Genomic DNA, 16,746 nt, shown 5'->3' on the forward strand with positions numbered 1-16,746 from the left:
CCGTCGTCGCCCTCGCCGCAACCGTCATCTTCTGGCTATGACACAAGAACGAGTCCTGACCCTAAGCCCCCGAAGGCTTGGCCCTCAGTGAAAGAATTATTTTTCTGTTACATTCAGTCACATGATTGTCACCTAGCGCTGGCAGTTGCTAGGGTCATGGACGGGCTGTCGCCAGATTGGCCTCTGCCTGCCAGAAACCCGCGGCTCAGGCCGCATCCTTGAATGGGGGTAAGACATGATTGGTCGGACGAAACTGGCGGCGACCGCCAGCTTGGTGGCAATGTTGGCAGGGGGCGTGGCGCAAGCGCAGTCTTTGGCCGAGCTCGAGACCGCAGCTAAGGCCGAGGGTCGGCTGTCGACCATCGCCCTGCCGGGCAGCTGGTGTGGCTATGAGAATGTGATCAACACCTTCAAAGCCAAATATCCCGAGATTGAATATAACGGTCTGAACCCCGATGCGGGCAGCGCCGATGAGTTGGAAGCGATCCGCGCCAACAAAGACAACAAAGGCCCGCAGGCGCCCGACGTGATCGACGTTGGTCTCTCCTTCGGCCCGGCGGCCAAAGACGAGGGCCTGACGCAGGCCTACAAGGTCTCGACCTGGGACAGCATCCCCGACGATGCCAAGGATGCCGATGGCCATTGGTATGGCGACTATTACGGCGTGATGACCTTGGTGGTGAACACCGACCTCGTGCCGAATGTGCCGCAGTCGTTTGAAGACCTCTTGAAACCGGAATATGCGGGCCAAGTGGCGATGGCGGGCGACCCGCGCGCCTCGAACCAAGCGATCCTCGCCGTTATGGCGGCTGGCATTGCACGCGGCGCTGAGCCGGGCACCGCAGCCGCTGAAGCCGGTCTGCAGTTCTTCAAAGAGCTGAATGATGCGGGCAACTTCGTTCCGGTGATCGGCAAGGCCGGCACTTTGGCACAAGGCACCACCCCGATCGTCATCGCTTGGGACTATAACGGTCTTTCGTGGCGTGACAGCCTCAACGGCAACCCGCCGGTCGAGGTGATCGTGCCGTCGGATGCCTCGCTTGCTGGCGTTTATGTCCAAGCGATCAGCGCTTTCGCACCGCAACCCAATGCCGCGAAACTGTGGATGGAATACCTCTACAGCGACGAAGGTCAGCTGGGCTGGCTGGCTGGCTATTGCCACCCGATCCGCTTCAACGATCTGGTAGAAAAAGGCGCCGTGCCGCAAGAGCTCTTGGACAAGCTGCCCCCGGCTGAGGGCTATGCCAAAGCCGTCTTCCCGAGCCTTGACGCTGTGAACGCCAACTCCGACGCCGTCAAAGCCGGCTGGGATTCGGTTGTGGGCGCAGACGTCGTCCAATAAGCCTTTGATTTGGCGCGCGGCCTTTGCGGCTGCGCGCCATTTTTGTAATTGTCGATAGGGCCCCGCATGGATCGTTCCTCAAGCTTGCGATACTGGCTGTCTCCAAGATGGCTTGGCGTTGCGCCCTTCTTCCTTTTCGTGGGCCTCTTTCTGATCCTGCCCGCCCTGACGATCGTGATTGGCGCGTTCCGAGGCCCCGATGGTGGCTTCACGCTGGACAATCTGATCGGGCTAAACACCACGACCATTCGCAACGCCTATTGGGTCTCGATCAAGCTGAGCTTTTGGTCGGCCCTTCTGGGCTGCCTGATCGGCTTTGCCATGGCCTCGGCGGTGGTGCTGGGCGGCTTGCCTAAGGTGATCCGCTCGCCCTTGCTGACCTTCTCGGGCGTGGCCTCGAACTTTGCAGGCCTGCCTCTGGCCTTTGCCTTCATCGCCACGATCGGCCCGGCGGGTCTGATCACCGTTTGGCTGCGCACCGAATTTGGCATCAACCTGCGCGGGGCGACGGGGTTCAACCTTTTCTCGACCACCGGGCTGATCGTCACCTATCTCTTCTTCCAAGTGCCGCTGATGATCCTGATCATCACCCCCGCTTTGGACGGGTTGCGCAAAGAATGGCGCGAGGCCGCCGAGACTTTGGGCGCAAGTGGCGCGCAATATTGGCGCATGGTCGCCTTCCCGATCCTGCTGCCTTCGCTTTTGGGCACATTCGCTTTGCTCTTTGCCAACAGCTTCGGCGCTGTTGCCACCGCCTTTGCGCTGGCCGGACCGCAGCTGAACATCGCGCCGATCTTGCTCTTTAGCCAGATCCGCGGCGATGTTCTGGGCTCGCCCGGCTTGGGCTATGCTTTGGCCTTCGGCATGATCGTCATCACGGGTCTGGCCAATACCGCCTACCTTCTGCTGCGCGCCCGGACCGAGAGGTGGCAGAAATGAACGTCGAAGAATTGACCGGCCTGCAGGCGCTTCTCGCCACCTTGCTCTCGCCCTTGCTGGGGCTGACACAATATCTTGATGCAGTCTTTGAGATGATCGTCTCGCTGGGCGGCTCCATCAGCCATTCCGGTGGCAAGGTGCTGGCCGTGCTGGTGCTGGGCTTTGCCTTCCAAGTCTTCGCCAAACTCCCCTCGCGGGTCTTGGCGGTGCTGCTGATCTTGGCAACCTTGGCGCTATTGACCCCGGTCTTGCTGGTCAAAGCCCTGCCCTTGCCGCTGCATCCGCCCTATCTGGCCGTGTTCTTCTGGGGCGCGGCTTTGGCCGCGGGCCGCCGCTCGGCCTGCTGGTGGGGTTGGCTGGGCTTCGCGCTTGGTATGATGATCTTCATCCTGCCGCTTCTGGGCATGGCTGAATTCTCGCTTTCGATGCGGCGCGGGGTCTATTCGTTTGACGCCTATGTCTCGGTGCTGAACGACCCGGCCTTCCGGCAGACCTTCAGCTATTCGGTGATGATGGGGGTGCTGACCATCGTCTTCGGCATCCTTCTGGTGGTGCCCACCGCCTATTGGGTGCGGCTGCGCATGCCCGAGCTGCGCCCGGTGATCGAGTTCATCACCCTGCTGCCCTTGGTGATCCCGGCCATCGTCATCGTCTTTGGCTATATCCGGATGTTCAACACCTCGTCTTGGCTGCCGCTGACGGGCACCAATTTCGGCACCGATATCCTGCTGCTTGCAGGCTACATCACCCTGTCGCTGCCCTATATGTACCGCGCCGTCGACACCGGGTTGCGCACCATCGACATCGCGACCCTGACCGAGGCCGCGCAATCGCTTGGCGCCGGGTGGATCACCATTTTCCGCCGCGTGATCTTGCCCAATGTGCTGGTCGCCGTGCTCTCGGGCTCTTTCGTGACCTTCGCCATCGTGATGGGCGAGTTCACTCTGGCCGCCCTTCTCAACCGCCCGGCCTTTGGGCCTTACCTTCAGCTGGTGGGCGCCAATAAGGCTTATGAGCCCTCGGCGCTGGCCGTGATCGCCTTTGGCATAACCTGGGCCTGTATCGGCCTGATCCAGCTTGTCACCCGGCTGCAAAAACATACGAAAGAGCAACGCTGATGGCTTATCTTGACCTGTCGCATCTGGAAAAGTCCTTCGGCACCAACCGCGTGGTGAAGGACTTCACCCTTGGCATCGAGCAGGGCGAGTTTGTCTCGCTGCTCGGCCCCTCAGGCTGCGGTAAGACCACCGTGCTGCGGATGGTTGCGGGGTTCGAGCAACCCTCGGGCGGCCAGATCATCATCGGCGGCGAGGATGTAACGCGGCTGCGCCCCAACCAGCGCAAGATCGGCATGGTGTTCCAAGCCTATGCTTTGTTCCCCAACCTCACCGTGGCCGAGAATGTGGGCTTTGGCCTTAAAGTCGCAGGCATGGCTGCGGGTGAGCGCAATGAGCGCGTGACCGAGATGCTGGCGCTGATTGGCCTGCCAGAAAAGGGCGGCCATTATCCGTTCCAGCTTTCGGGCGGCCAACAGCAGCGCGTGGCTTTGGCCCGCGCTTTGGCCCCCCGCCCCAAAGTGCTTTTGCTCGATGAGCCTTTGTCGGCGCTGGACGCCAAGGTCCGCGTCTCTTTGCGCAACCAAATCCGCCAGATCCAACGCGACCTTGGCATCACCACCATCTTCGTCACCCATGACCAAGAAGAGGCGATGTCGATCTCGGACCGCATCGTGGTGATGAATGGCGGCATTGCCGAGCAGGTGGGCGAGCCCTTCACCATCTACAACCAACCCGCCACCCGCTTCGTGGCCAATTTCGTCGGCACCCTGAACACGTTTGAGGCTGTGGTGGATGAGCCCACCACCGGCACCGTCACTTTGGACGGTCAAACCGTCAGCCTTGGCAAAAAGATTGAGCGTTTGCGCGGTGACAAAGTCACCCTCGCCCTGCGGCCCGAGGCTTTGCATCTGGGCCAAGCCCCCGCGCCCGCGATGCAGCTGCAAGCCACCGTGCGTGAGGTGCATTTCATGGGTTCGATCATCCGGGTGAAGGCCGAAGTGGCGGACACGATGGTCTCGCTGGATACGTTCAACCGCCCCGATACGCCGCCGCCGCAAGTCGGTGCCGCGATCCAAGTCCACCTCAATCCGGGTGACTTCATCGCGCTCGACGGCACCGCCTAAAGCGCCGCCCATCGTAAAACGCCTCCGGTCTGGCCGGAGGCGTTTTGCTTTTGCCGTTAAAGTGCGGTGACCTTTGCCAGCAACCGATCGCCGCCCAAAGGCGCGAAAGCACGCTGGCGGCAGGTCAGCACGATGATCTGCTGATCCTGCGCCACCCGGTGCAAAGCGGTGAACATCGCCTCGATCCGGTCATCATCGCTATGCACCAAAGCATCGTCCAAGATCACCGGCACCGGCCGCCCCGAGCGCGCAAAAAGCCGCGCGAAGGCCAGCCGGGTCAGCACCGCCAACTGCTCACGCGTGCCGCCCGAGAGGATATCCAGCACCTCATCCTGCCCATCGCGGCTAAGCGCGACGGGCAAAAGGCTGGCGTCATCGATCCGCAACGCCGCCCCCGGATGCAGGATCGAGAGAAGCGGGTTCAGCTCTTGCAACACCTCACCGAAATACTCATCCCGCATGGCTTGGCGGGCGCGCTCCAAAGCCTCACGCAGGCGCTTCAAAGCCTGCACCTCGCGCTCATAACGCGCCGCCCGCGCCAAGGCGGCGGCTTCACGGCCGCGCAACTCGTCTAGGCTTTCTTCAATCCCCTCATCGGCCAAAGCGCCGATCGAGCCGTTGACGCCCGCCAACTCACTTTCCAGCCGAATGCGGTCGCGCTGCCGCCCCGCCACGACCGAGCGCAGCCGCGTCACCGCTGCATGTGCCGTGGCAAGATCGGGCGCTTTCGCTTTGAGATCATTCAGAATTTCGGAAACCTTGACCTGCGCCGCTTCCAAGCCGGGCTGCGCTGCTTTCAGGTTCAAAAGCTGCGCTGACAGCTCCACCGGATCGCCCGCCTCAGATTGGATCGCAGCCAGTGCTTGGCCCGCTGATTGCAGCTCGGCCTGTCGCGCAGCGCGGGTTTCGCGCAAGGTGGCATGGCGCGCTTCCGCCTCGCGCCGCACAGCCTGCGCCTGATCCTCGGCTTGACGCAGCTTGGTAAGTTGCCCCTGCAAGGCGGGCAGATCCTCCACCACCACCTCAGTGGCTTCCCCCGCTTCTGCGCGGGCCGCAGCCAGCCGGCTTTGCAGCGCCTCAACCCCCTCGGGCGCCAGTTCCGCCAATCGCGCGCGGCCCTCGGCCAAAGCGGTATCAAGCCTTTGCGCCTCGGACCAAGCGCTGCGCGCGGCAGCGAGATCGGCGCAGCCGCAAGCGCTCAGGAGTTGGGCCAGTTTGGCCTCAGCCTTGGCCAGTTCCCCCGCCATATCGCCCGCGCCGGAAAGGCCGGGATCAACCGACATCTGCCCAATCCCCGGCAGATCGAAATGCGTCAAACCGCGCAGGCGCAGGGGCGCATCGCCCAAAGCAAGGCCCTCTACCGTCACCCGCGCAGCACTGTCATAGCGCAGACTGACCGAGACCCGCCGCGCCTCATCTTGCAAGGCCAGCCGGTCGCGCGCGGATTGCGCCGCCTCGGCCGCCTCAAGCTGCGCCTTGCTGATCTTAATCAACTGCCGCGCCGCTTGTTGTTCTTCAAGCGCCCCGCGTTGCCGCTCGGCACGGGCCAGCTCCGCCTCCAATGCCGCGACACGGTCGCGCGCCGCGATGGCAAGCTGCGCGCGCTGCGCCGCTTCCAGCCGGGTCGCAGTCGCCAAAGCCGCCGCCCGCGCCGTATCGGCCCCAGCGACCGCCGAGGCCTCTTGCTGCGCCGCCGCTTGCGCCAAAGCCTCAGCCTTCGCCGCCTCGTCGCGCGCCTTGCCGTCCAATTCCTGCGCCCGTTGCAGCCGGGTTCTCACCCCCTCCAGCCGCAGGATCGCATCTTGCCCCTGCTTTGCCGTCAATTGCGCCAGCCGCAGTTCAGCCTCGGCCTTTTGCAAAGCTTCAGAGTGCTTTTCAGCCGCTTGCAGCGCCGTCTCCGCCGCCGCCAAAGCCGCTTCATCACGCGCGCTCGCCTCAGGATCAGCCAATGAAGCCAAGTCCTTAGCGATCGAGGCGCGCTGGCGCAGCTCGGCACTCAGCCGTGCGACCTTGCCCTCAAGCACAGCCCTCTCAGCGGCCATCGCGGCCGCCTCATCCACCGCCCGCGCCCATTCGCCGCCCGCCTTGGGCCGCAACGTGCTGGTCGCCAAACGCGCCAGTTCTTCGCTTACCCGCGCCAGCACCAGATCCATCCGCCGCCCGCCGGTCATCACCTCAATCTCGCCGGCGACCGAGGAAATCAGGTCGCGCCGCGCCACCAGAGCCCGCTCGCGCTCGGCCTTCTCGGCCGTGGTATTGCCCTCGGGCTCCATACCCAAAAGCCCCTGCCGCACCCATAAAAGCCCCGACGGCCCGGCCAGCCCCTGCCCGGTCAGCCGGTCGATCCAAGCCTCGGCCTCATCCTCTTGCGCGATGATGCGGCCTTGGGCGTCCAAAATCCGCGCATTGGCGCGGCCAAGCCAGCGCTTTTCGATGCGGAAATGGCCCTCGGGCAGCTCAATCTCGACGCTCGCCTCCGGGCTGCCGCCGGAATGGGGTTGCAGCGCCTTCACCGGGGCTTTTGAGCTGCGATGCGGCTGGAAAAACACCGCATGCAGCCCGTCAAAGAAGGTGGATTTGCCAAATTCATTGGGCTGCGAGAGCACCGAAATGCCATCACCGATGCCCTCAATCCGGGCGCGTTGCCCGGCAAAACGGCGCAGGTTAGAAAGCTCAATCGCGCGGATTTTCATGCCTCGATCTCCTGCACCAAGGCATAAAGCCGCGACAAAGCCAAAGCCGCAAGATCGCGATCCGCCGCCGCCAAAGCCGGGTCGGCGGCTTGGGCGTGCAAAGCATTGGCGGCATGGCGCAAAGCCCCGCCCCGGTCGATCAAGTCCAGATCCCCCGCGTGCACGTCGGTTCCAAGCCGCGTGAGATCCTGCTCAAACCAGCCGAAATCGGGGGCAATTGCCGCCAACGAAGCCTCAAATCCGGCGCGTTCGGCCAAGGTCAGACGCCCCGATGCCTCAAGCCGCAAAAGCCGGTCTCGGCGCTGTGGCTCTGGGGGCAATTGCCCCGCCAAAACAGACGCCACATCTTCCCCCGGCAGAAGGTCTAAGCTCAGCCTTTGCCAGCCAAATTGCCCAGTTTCGGCCACCTCCACCTTTGCCGGCGCACCGGCGGCGGTCAGGCTGACCAGCAAAGCGCCCGCCGCAGTTTCATGCTTGAAACTGTCCGCCTCGGGCGTGCCGGAATACCAAGTTTCCGCCCCGACCGACATCCGACCATGCCAATCGCCCAAGCCGAGATAATCAAGGCCCGAGAGCCGCGCGCGATCGGGCGGAATGATCCCCGGACTGCCCTCATCCGAGGTGAAATCCATGATCGCGCCATGGCCAAGCCCGATCCGCAAAGCACCTTCGGGCGTTGGCGCCGACATGGATTGCGTCAAATCCCGGCCGGGGCGGCGCTGCGTGCAAGGTGCGGGTAAAAGCCAAACCTCGGGGGCAAGCTCGACAGGATCAGCCGTGGTGAGCACGGTCAGATTGCCCGGTGCATCGTTCTGGATGCGCCGCCAAAGCTCGGATGCCGCCAGGCTGTCATGGTTTCCGGGCATCAAGACCCAGCGCAGATCGGCCTCAGACGCCATTGCGCGCAATGCATGGCGCAGGGTCTCGGGCGATGGGGTTTCGGCGTCGAACGTGTCGCCCGCCAGCAGCACCAGCTGCGCGCCGCCCGCCCGTGCGGCCTCGGCCAAGCGGCGGATCACCGAATGGCGCGCCTCACGCAGACGGCCGCGGATGTCTTCGGGAAAGCCACCAAAAGCGCGGCCCAGATGCAGGTCCGAGGAATGCAGAAATTTATAGCCCATATCGCCCTATGCCCCGCGCGCCGGGGGCACTGGCGGCCCCGATCTGCCCTAACAGGCATATTGCGGTGCGGGGCGCACTCGCGCAAGGCGCGACTGGCGGTGGGCCGGGCTAGCTTGGCCGGCGGAGCCGCTCGCGCAGGCGGCGCAGCCCCTTGATCCGCCCCCAGCCCTTGAACAATCCACGCTTCGAGGTGGCTTCGAACAGCTCATCCGGGCCATTGGGGTCAAGGATCTCATTCTCGGCCAACCAGCCCGCGAAGCTTGAGAGTTCCGGCAGTTCATAGGGCACCAAAGATCGCCGAGAGCCGCGCAGAGCTTCGACCGTGGCGATCAAAGAGCCGGTTTCCGCCAGCTTCTCCGTCACTTCCGCCGGTGCGACCCCCAGATGCTCGGCCAAAAGGTCATCGCGCAAAGCGCCAATCTCATCCGACAGATGTGCATTGCCCGCCTCATCAGCTGAAAGGATGACATCGCATTCGGTGTCGAGCCGCATCGAGCGGTTGTTGAAATTGGACGAGCCGACGCGCAGAACATGGTCATCCACCACCATCGCCTTGGCATGGACATAGATCGGCGTGCCGCCCGCCGTCTGGGGGTGATAGATCGCGAAGCGTTTCTTATGGTCCAGCCGCTGCAATGCCTCAACCAGCTTGGCGCGGGCGGTGTCCATCGCCAGGGGCTCGAGCCAGCCGATCGCGGTGAAAGGGTTAACGATGACAATTTCGGGCGGATCGGCTTCGATCAGCCGCTCGGCAATCGCCAAGGCGATCTTGCGCGAGGCGAAATACTGGCTTTCGGCATAGATCATCCGCTTGGCACTGCGGATCATGGCGATCCAAGCGTCCTCGATCTCATGCACGCCCGGAGTGTCGTCCATTTTCGGTATGGTGCGGGCAATGCCAAGCCGCATCTCGGTGAAGGTGGGCTGCAATGTCTCGGGCCAGCAATCTTGCGGGCTGCCCGCATCGGCTGTTTTAATCGGCGGCAGCGTTTCACCTGTGGCCGCTTGCCAGCGCGCGCGTGCCAGATCGCCCAGCGCGCCCGCGGCCTCACCATCAAAGGCGCTGGCCGCATCGTGCCAAGGCTGGACAGGCCGGCCCGAGGGGTCCGTGCGCCGAGGGTCATCGTCAAGATGCGCGCGCGTGTCCCAGCGCTGCATCGTCATATCGATGCCGCCGCAAAAGGCCATGCTGTCGTCAATCACCACGATCTTCTGGTGATGCGAACCGGCAAGCGGGTGCTTCGCATCCAGCCGCAAGGTAATGTTTTTGCGGGCTTTCCAGCGCAGGATGGTCAGCAAAGTATTGCCGCGCAGCAAGGTCTTTAGCGCGCCCGTGTCCCAACGCAGCAGCCGGATCTCCAACTCAGGTCGGCGCGCCGCGAGCCAAAGGATGAAATCCCCCAGCCGCTCTGGTCCGCCATCTTTCGGGTCACCGAACCTGATCCGCGTGTCGAAATCCCAACCGATCAGCATGATCGACTTTCGCGCCTTCAAAAGCGCCTGACGGGCCGCAACAAAGTAATCTGCACCGTCGACGATGAAGGTAAAACGGTCAGCCTGTTCGATGCGCCAGCAATTTTGCTCAACCCGCAGCAGACGGTGTTCCGCCATAGCCCCTCACTCTGACAACTCAATGCGTAAAAACTTCGCGGCAATGCCGACTGGCAACGCCGCCCGGGCCGCGCGGTTCCCTCTGGGCAACCTGCCCGCGGTTCACCCAAGCCGAATCCACAGCACTCTTTCATTTGACAGAATTATATGCTATATCTTTCACAGGAAAGGAATGCTCATGGCTTTGCCCCTTGCTGATACTGCGCATCACCCCTTGGCGGCGGGTGCCGTTCTGACCAAGGCCGCCTTGCGTGCGGCTGAGCGTTTGGGGCTTTCGGGCCGCCAATTGTCCGAGATTATTGGCGTCTCAGAAGCCACAGTATCGCGCTGGAAGCGGCAAGAAAGCCTGCTTGAACCGGGCAGCAAGGCCTTTGAGCTGGCCGCTTTGCTGGTGCGGATTTTCCGCTCGCTTGATGCGATCACTGGCGGGGATGAGGCCGTTGCCCGGCGCTGGATCGCCGCGCCCAATCTGGCCTTGGCGGCGAAACCAATTGAAAGAATGCTTCAAGTGCAAGGGCTTGTCGATGTCTCAACCTATCTGGACGCCCGACGCGCTCCGCTCTGAGATCGCGCCCGGTCACGGCCAAGCTTGGCGATTTGTGGAAGCTCAGCACCGTGTTTCCACCTTGAAACTGATCGATACTCTGGCCGAGCAAGCCGCCTTAGAGGCGATCTTAGAGACCTCTAAGCCGCCGCTTCCCCCCGAATGCGCCGGGCTTGACTACCTTTTCACCACGCCCTTTCGCTACCGCCCCTACCCCGCAGGCTCACGCTTTCGCCGCGCAGGCCTTACGCCCGGCGTCTGGTATGGTGCCGAAGCGGCAGAGACGGCGGCGGCAGAGATGGTGTTCTATCGGTTCCTCTTTTACGCCGAGAGCCCCGGCACCCCCTTCCCCGATGACGCCGCCGAATATACCGCCTTTGCGGCGGATTGGGCGTCTGCGCAGGTTATAGACCTGACCAAGGGCGCTTTGGCGCAGGACCAGGCGCTTTGGGGGGAGCTGGTGAATTATGAACCCTGCCAAAGGCTTGCCGAAAGCGCCCGGGCCATTGGCACAGGCGTGATCCGCTACACTTCGGTGCGCGATCCGGCGGGCGGCACCAATCTGGCGCTTCTCACTTGCACCGCTTTTGCCAAACCGCAGCCGGTTGAGCGGCAAAGCTGGCGCATTCGCATTGGCAGAACCGGCGCGCAGGCTTTGCGCGAGCACCCGCGCTTGGGGCTGGAATTCCCGCCCGAGAGCTTTGCCGATCCGCGCCTGCAAGGCATGGACTGGTCCCGCCCCCGGGCGCGGTAATGCCGCTTAACTTTGGGCGACCGGACGGAACAGCTCCGCATATTCGGCCCGCAGCAGGTTCTTTTGCACCTTGCCCATCGTGTTGCGCGGCAGCTCATCGCGCAGGATGATGGCTTTGGGCTGCTTGAACCGGGCGAGCTGACTTTGCAGCCCCGCCAGCAAAGCCGACTCGGTCGGGGATTGGCCGGGTTTGGGCACAATCACCGCCACCACCGCCTCACCAAAGTCAGGATGGGGCACGCCGATCACGGCAGTTTCCAACACCTCGGGCGCCTCATCCAGCAACAACTCAATCTCTTTGGGATAGATGTTATAGCCGCCAGAGATGATCAGATCCTTGGCGCGACCGACGATTGAGACATAGCCCTGATCGTCAATCACCCCAATGTCGCCGGTGATGAAAAACCCATTTTCGCGCAGCTCTTCGCGGGTCTTCTCGGGCATATTCCAATAGCCCTTGAAAACGTTCGGCCCGCGCACCTCGATCATCCCCGGCGTGCCATCTGGCAACTGCTCCCCGCTGGCGGGATCGGTGATCCGCAACTCAACCCCCGGCAAGGCCGGGCCCACTGTGCCCGCGCGCCGCGCGCCCTCATAGGGGTTAGAGGTGTTCATATTGGTCTCGGTCATCCCGTAGCGCTCAAGGATGCGATGGCCCGTGCGTTCCTCAAAGGCGATATGCGTCTCGGCCAGCAACGGCGCCGAGCCAGAGACGAACAGCCGCATATGCGCGACCAGATCGCGGGTGAATTCGGGCGCATCCAACAGCCGGGTGTAAAAGGTCGGCACCCCCATCATCACCGAGGCTTGCGGCAAGAAGCGCAAGACTTGCGGCAGGGAAAAGCCCGGCAGGAAGATCATCGACGCGCCTGCCGAAAGCACCACATTCGAGGCCACAAAAAGCCCATGCGTGTGGAAGATTGGCAAAGCATGCAGGAGCACATCGCCCGAGGTGAAGCGCCAGTGTTCGCGCAGAACCTCGGCATTGGACAAAAGGTTGTCATGCGACAGCATCGCGCCCTTCGACCGCCCCGTGGTCCCCGAGGTGTATAGAAGCGCTGCAAGATCAGTGCCTCCGCGCGAAACCACCGAGAACGCGGCGCTCTGAGACGCCACGAGATCCGAGAAGCTGCCGCTGCCATCACCGTTCAAGGTCACGAAGCGCGCGCCATGATCAGCGGCCACCGCCGCCAGCCCCTCGGCCGCCGCCGCATCGCCAACAAGAACCGCCGCCCCGCAATCGCCAAGGAAATAGGCCACTTCGGCGGGTGTATAGGCGGTGTTCAGCGGCAGAACCACCACGCCCGCCGCCAAAGCCGCACCGTAAAGCGCCAAAGCCTCGGGCGATTTGGCGACTTGCAGCGCCAAGCGGTCCCCCGGTCGCAAACCCAATGCACGCAGAGCATTGGCTTGGCGATGCACCAAAGCCAAAAACGCCGCGCCCGAGATTGTCCCGCCATCGGCCGTCGTGATCAGTGTGTTTTCCCGCGCAGCCAAAGGCGCAAAAAGGGCGTCATAGAGGATATTGGCCATCGTCGGTCCTTCTTACTCTTAGGGTCTCCAGCGGCATAACCGACTGGAACGGGGTGGAATGGCTCCCCATAGGCTTTGCAGCAAGGGCCATGCATCCTGTGCTGCGGGGTAAACGATTAAAAAGCAAACTGAATCATGCCCAGCGCGGTGTCGTCCCCCCGGGGAGGACCGCGTCGCCTCAGGCGGCTCCGCAGCCAGAACCCTGCCACCGAACCCAGCTTCCGCCCGTGACGCTGCGGTCTTTGGCACCTCGGAAGGCCCCTTTACGGTCAAATCCAGCTTGTCACAGATCCGTTCGGATGACACTTTGCTTCCGATGAAAACATCACACCTTCGGGCCGGAAACATCAAAGTCACGCGGGAAGACTGGCTTTGGCTTGCGCGCGACCTGCTGATCGACCAAGGGGTCGAGGCTGTGCGGATTTTATCGCTGGGGCAAACACTTGGCGTTTCCCGTTCAAGTTTCTATTGGTATTTCAAAAGCCGTCAGGACCTGCTTGACCAGCTTTTGGAAAGCTGGCGCGCGCATAACACCCGCCATCTTGTCACCCATGCCGAGCGCGCAGTGCCAACCATCGCAGCGGCGGTTTTGGCGGTCTGGGAATGCTGGATGGACCCTCGGCTGTTCGATCCAAAGCTGGATTTCGCCATCAGAGCTTGGGCGCGGCGGGTGCCTGAAATCCGTCAGATCGTAGAAGAGACCGACGCAGTCCGCTTGTCGGCCTTGGTCGCCATGTATCGCCGCCATGGCTACGCTGAGCCCGAGGCGACGGTGCGCGCCCGGGTGCTTTATCTGACCCAGATCGCTTATTTTTCGTTGGAAATCTCTGAGACGATCGAGGCCCGCTTTCAACAAGCGCAGGCCTATATCCTGACCTTCACCGGCCAAGAGGCCTCTGCCGAAGAGCTTGCCGCCTTTGGCCGGTTCATTGAAACCCTGCCAAGACAGGATGCCGCTGCCTAAAGCGCCTATAGGCATAGGCTAGATCCCATTGCAAAAAGCCCGGGCAACGGCATCAGCCGGCCCGGGCTTTCTTTAGCGCCTTAATGGGCCTTAGGCCTTTAGCTCCAGTTCAGCACCACTTTGCCCGACTGACCCGAGCGCATGGCCGCAAAGCCCTCTTCAAATTGATCGACGCCAAAGCGATGGGTGATCACCTTGCGCACGTCCAAGCCGTTCTCCAGCATGGCGATCATCTTATACCAAGTCTCAAAGATCTCACGGCCATAGACGCCTTTGATGGTGATCGCCTTGAACACAATGCGGTTCCAATCGACCGGAGACTTGCCCGGAGGGATGCCCAGCATGGCGATCTTACCGCCCATGACCAAAGCATCGACCATCTGATCCAGCGCCACTTGCGAGCCTGACATCTCCATGCCGATGTCAAAGCCTTGGCTCATCTTCAGCTTGGGGAAATAGGACCGCAGATCCTCATTGGCGACGTTGACCGGCACGACATCGGCCACTTGCGCCGCGAGATCCAGCCGCGATTGGTTGATGTCGGTGATCACCACATGGCGCGCGCCAACATGCCGCGCCACCGCCGCCGCCATAATGCCAATCGGGCCAGCGCCGGTGATCAGCACATCCTCGCCCACCAGATCAAAGCTGAGTGCCGTATGCACTGCATTGCCCAAAGGGTCCAAGATCGCGCCGATCTCATCATCGATGATGTCGGGCAAAGGCACCACGTTAAAGGCCGGCAGCCGCAGATATTCGGCAAAAGCGCCGGGCTCATTGACGCCAATGCCGCGGGTCTCGGGGTCGAGATGGAACTTGCCAGCGCGCGATTGCCGCGACTGCTTGCCGATCAAATGCCCCTCGCCCGAGCAACGCTGCCCAATCGCCAGATCCTTCACATCGCGGCCCAAAGCCACGATCTCACCGGCAAACTCATGGCCCGTGACCAAAGGCACCGGCACCGTGCGCTGCGCCCAAGCGTCCCAGTTCCAGATATGCACATCCGTGCCGCAGATCCCGGTTTTCTTGACCTTGATCAACACATCCTCGGGCCCGATTTCGGGCACCGGGCGGGTCTCCATCCAAAGACCTTCCTCGGCCTTCGCCTTGACCAGAGCCTTCATCACAGCACCCCTACTTTGCGGCCAGCAGCCTCAAAGGCCTTCAGGCCAAAATCCAGATCCTCGCGGGTCAGCCGCGCGTTCATTTGCGTGCGGATACGGGCTTGGCCCTTCGGCACCACCGGGAAGAAGAAGCCCGCAACATGCACGCCTTCTTCCGCCAAAGCCGCCGCCATCCGCTGCGCCAGCACCGCATCGCCCAGCATCACCGGCACGATCGGATGCTCACCGGGGAGAAGCTTAAAGCCCAAAGCCTCAAGGCCCTGACGCCAATAGGCGGCATTATCCGCGAGCTGCTTGCGCAGATCATCCGCCGCCTCAACGATATCCAAAGCGGCAAGCCCTGCGGCCACCACGGCAGGCGGCAAAGCGTTTGAGAAGAGATAGGGCCGCGCGCGCTGGCGCAGCAGGTCGATCACGGTTTGCGGCCCGGCAATATAGCCGCCCAACGCGCCGCCCAAAGCCTTGCCCAAAGTGCCGGTCAGGATCTCAGCCTTTACCCCAGCCCGTGCCGGCGTGCCGCGCCCCTGAGGCCCAACGAAGCCCGTCGCGTGGCAGTCATCCACCATCAGCAATGCGCCATATTGGTCGCACAGCGCGCGGATCTCGGCCAAAGGCGCGAAATAGCCATCCATCGAGAAGACGCCATCGGTCGCCACCATGATGAACCGCGCCCCATCCGCGCGCGCGGCCTTCAATTGCGTTTCAAGATCGGCCAGATCGGCATTGGCAAAGCGGTAGCGCTTGGCCTTCGAGAGCCGCACCCCATCAATGATCGAGGCATGGTTCAAACTGTCCGAGATGATCGCATCTTCCGCACCCAGAAGCGGTTCAAACACCGCACCATTGGCGTCGAAACACGCCGCAAAAAGGATAGAATCATCGGCTTGCAGGAAATCCGCCAAGCTTCGCTCCAAAGCGCGGTGCAGATCGGTGGTGCCACAGATAAACCGGACCGAGGCCATGCCATAACCGTGGCTTTGCATCGCTGACATCGCCGCATTGGAAAGCCGCGCATCATCTGCCAAGCCAAGGTAATTGTTGGCGCAAAGGTTCAGCATCCGCCGCCCGGCCATCTCAACCCAAGTGCCCTGCGGCCCCTCGATCTCGCGCTCGCGCTTCAGCAAGCCTTCCGCTTCAATCCCCTGCAGCACTTGGCCGAGATGATCCATAAACGCCGCAACATCTGCCATAACGACACCTCCTCCGTTTTGCCGGAAAGTCCATCAAAGCCGCCAAGAAGTCAAGATCGCGGATTCGAATCCACAAAAACGGATGTGTTCCATTTTCTGTCTTACAAATATCCCGGGGGTCCGGGGGCTGGCCCCCGGCCGCCGCTCACCCCAGCCTCAGTCGGTCGTCAGCTGCCCTGCACGATCAAAATCGCCCGCGCAGCCCCCTCGGCTACGATACGATGCTCACGATCAGCCGCATAGCGCGCCACATCGCCCGGGCCCAAATCCTCGACATCCGTGCCGGAAACAATCTGCAACCGGCCTTCCAGCACCGTCAAATGCTCGCGGCAACCGGGACTATGCGGATCCGAAATCAAAGCCGCTTCCGGCTCAAAGAGCAAATCGTAAACCTCATTCACCCCCACCGCCTCGGCTGGCGAGAGGATGCGAATGGTCACCCCGTCCCGCGCGATGATCGGTGCCGTGCCCGCCCGCGTCACCTCAATGCCGGGGCGCGGCCGCCCCTCCAAAAGCCCTGCGAAATCTACCTGCAAGGCTTGGGTAAGGTTCCACAGAATCGCCACTGTGGGCGAGGATTCGCCGCGCTCGATCTGGCTCACCATCGAGCGTGACACGCCCGAGAGCTTCGCCACCGCATCCAGCGACAACCCCCGCGCCTTGCGCGCTGCCCTCAGCGAAGCCGCCAGCCGGTCATGGATATCAGAGCGCGGGGTCATAGATGGTCTCTTTATTGCTCGGTGGTCAG

At 62.5% G+C, this 16,746-nt stretch carries 14 protein-coding genes; 7 read left to right on the top strand and 7 right to left on the bottom strand.

The genetic code is table 11. The annotated features are described in order from the left end of the window. The first annotated feature begins 235 nt into the window (after positions 1–235). The 4 genes from Q9295_RS14205 (at position 236) to Q9295_RS14220 (ending at position 4,463) form a co-directional block, all read left to right on the top strand. A complete protein-coding gene (locus Q9295_RS14205) occupies positions 236–1,342 on the top strand; it encodes an ABC transporter substrate-binding protein (RefSeq protein ID WP_306681234.1) in 1,107 nt (368 codons plus the stop codon). Between the two features lie 66 nt (positions 1,343–1,408). Continuing rightward, a complete protein-coding gene (locus Q9295_RS14210) occupies positions 1,409–2,281 on the top strand; it encodes an ABC transporter permease (RefSeq protein WP_306681235.1) in 873 nt (290 codons plus the stop codon). Positions 2,282–2,655: 374 nt separating this feature from the next. Beyond that, a complete protein-coding gene (locus tag Q9295_RS14215; protein WP_306681333.1) occupies positions 2,656–3,399 on the top strand; it encodes an ABC transporter permease in 744 nt (247 codons plus the stop codon). Next, positions 3,399–4,463: an ABC transporter ATP-binding protein gene (locus Q9295_RS14220; RefSeq protein ID WP_306681236.1), complete on the top strand. Its 1,065-nt coding sequence runs from the start codon at positions 3,399–3,401 to the stop codon at positions 4,461–4,463. Before Q9295_RS14215 ends, Q9295_RS14220 begins: the two co-directional genes overlap by 1 nt. Positions 4,464–4,519: 56 nt before the next feature. Here Q9295_RS14220 and Q9295_RS14225 read toward each other — a convergent pair whose 3' ends face one another. The 3 genes from Q9295_RS14225 to Q9295_RS14235 all read right to left on the bottom strand — a co-directional run bounded on the left by Q9295_RS14225 (position 4,520) and on the right by Q9295_RS14235 (position 9,889). Continuing rightward, positions 4,520–7,156 (bottom strand): AAA family ATPase, encoded by a 2,637-nt coding sequence (locus tag Q9295_RS14225; protein WP_306681237.1) that lies wholly within the window; start codon positions 7,154–7,156, stop codon positions 4,520–4,522. Beyond that, positions 7,153–8,277, bottom strand: coding sequence for a metallophosphoesterase family protein (locus Q9295_RS14230; protein WP_306681238.1), 1,125 nt, complete (start codon positions 8,275–8,277; stop codon positions 7,153–7,155). Before Q9295_RS14230 ends, Q9295_RS14225 begins: the two co-directional genes overlap by 4 nt. A gap of 109 nt (positions 8,278–8,386) precedes the next feature. After that, positions 8,387–9,889, bottom strand: coding sequence for a phospholipase D-like domain-containing protein (locus Q9295_RS14235; RefSeq protein WP_306681239.1), 1,503 nt, complete (start codon positions 9,887–9,889; stop codon positions 8,387–8,389). A gap of 178 nt (positions 9,890–10,067) precedes the next feature. Here Q9295_RS14235 and Q9295_RS14240 point away from each other — a divergent pair, with 178 nt between their 5' ends. Both Q9295_RS14240 and Q9295_RS14245 read left to right on the top strand, forming a co-directional pair. Further along, positions 10,068–10,454: an antitoxin Xre/MbcA/ParS toxin-binding domain-containing protein gene (locus Q9295_RS14240; RefSeq protein WP_306681240.1), complete on the top strand. Its 387-nt coding sequence runs from the start codon at positions 10,068–10,070 to the stop codon at positions 10,452–10,454. Further along, positions 10,414–11,187, top strand: coding sequence for an RES family NAD+ phosphorylase (locus tag Q9295_RS14245; RefSeq protein WP_306681241.1), 774 nt, complete (start codon positions 10,414–10,416; stop codon positions 11,185–11,187). The genes Q9295_RS14240 and Q9295_RS14245 overlap by 41 nt, the downstream gene beginning before the upstream one ends. A 6-nt stretch (positions 11,188–11,193) precedes the next feature. Here the strand turns inward: Q9295_RS14245 and Q9295_RS14250 are convergent, their stop codons facing one another. Continuing rightward, positions 11,194–12,720 carry a malonate--CoA ligase gene (locus tag Q9295_RS14250; protein WP_306681242.1) on the bottom strand — a complete coding sequence of 509 codons (1,527 nt, stop codon included), beginning with the start codon at positions 12,718–12,720 and terminating at the stop codon, positions 11,194–11,196. 316 nt (positions 12,721–13,036) lie between these two features. Here Q9295_RS14250 and Q9295_RS14255 point away from each other — a divergent pair, with 316 nt between their 5' ends. After that, positions 13,037–13,684, top strand: a complete 648-nt coding sequence (locus Q9295_RS14255; RefSeq protein WP_306681243.1) for a TetR/AcrR family transcriptional regulator — start codon at positions 13,037–13,039, stop codon at positions 13,682–13,684. 98 nt (positions 13,685–13,782) lie between these two features. Here the strand turns inward: Q9295_RS14255 and tdh are convergent, their stop codons facing one another. The 3 genes from tdh to Q9295_RS14270 form a co-directional block, all read right to left on the bottom strand. Beyond that, positions 13,783–14,808, bottom strand: coding sequence for an L-threonine 3-dehydrogenase (tdh, locus tag Q9295_RS14260; protein WP_306681244.1), 1,026 nt, complete (start codon positions 14,806–14,808; stop codon positions 13,783–13,785). Beyond that, on the bottom strand, positions 14,808–15,998 hold the full coding sequence (locus Q9295_RS14265) for a glycine C-acetyltransferase (protein ID WP_306681245.1): 1,191 nt from the start codon (positions 15,996–15,998) through the stop codon (positions 14,808–14,810). Before Q9295_RS14265 ends, tdh begins: the two co-directional genes overlap by 1 nt. Before the next feature lie 167 nt (positions 15,999–16,165). After that, positions 16,166–16,717 (bottom strand): helix-turn-helix domain-containing protein, encoded by a 552-nt coding sequence (locus tag Q9295_RS14270; protein WP_306681246.1) that lies wholly within the window; start codon positions 16,715–16,717, stop codon positions 16,166–16,168. Positions 16,718–16,746 lie beyond the last annotated feature (29 nt).

This window comes from Pseudogemmobacter lacusdianii, from assembly GCF_030848395.1.
GTDB lineage: Bacteria > Pseudomonadota > Alphaproteobacteria > Rhodobacterales > Rhodobacteraceae > Pseudogemmobacter > Pseudogemmobacter lacusdianii.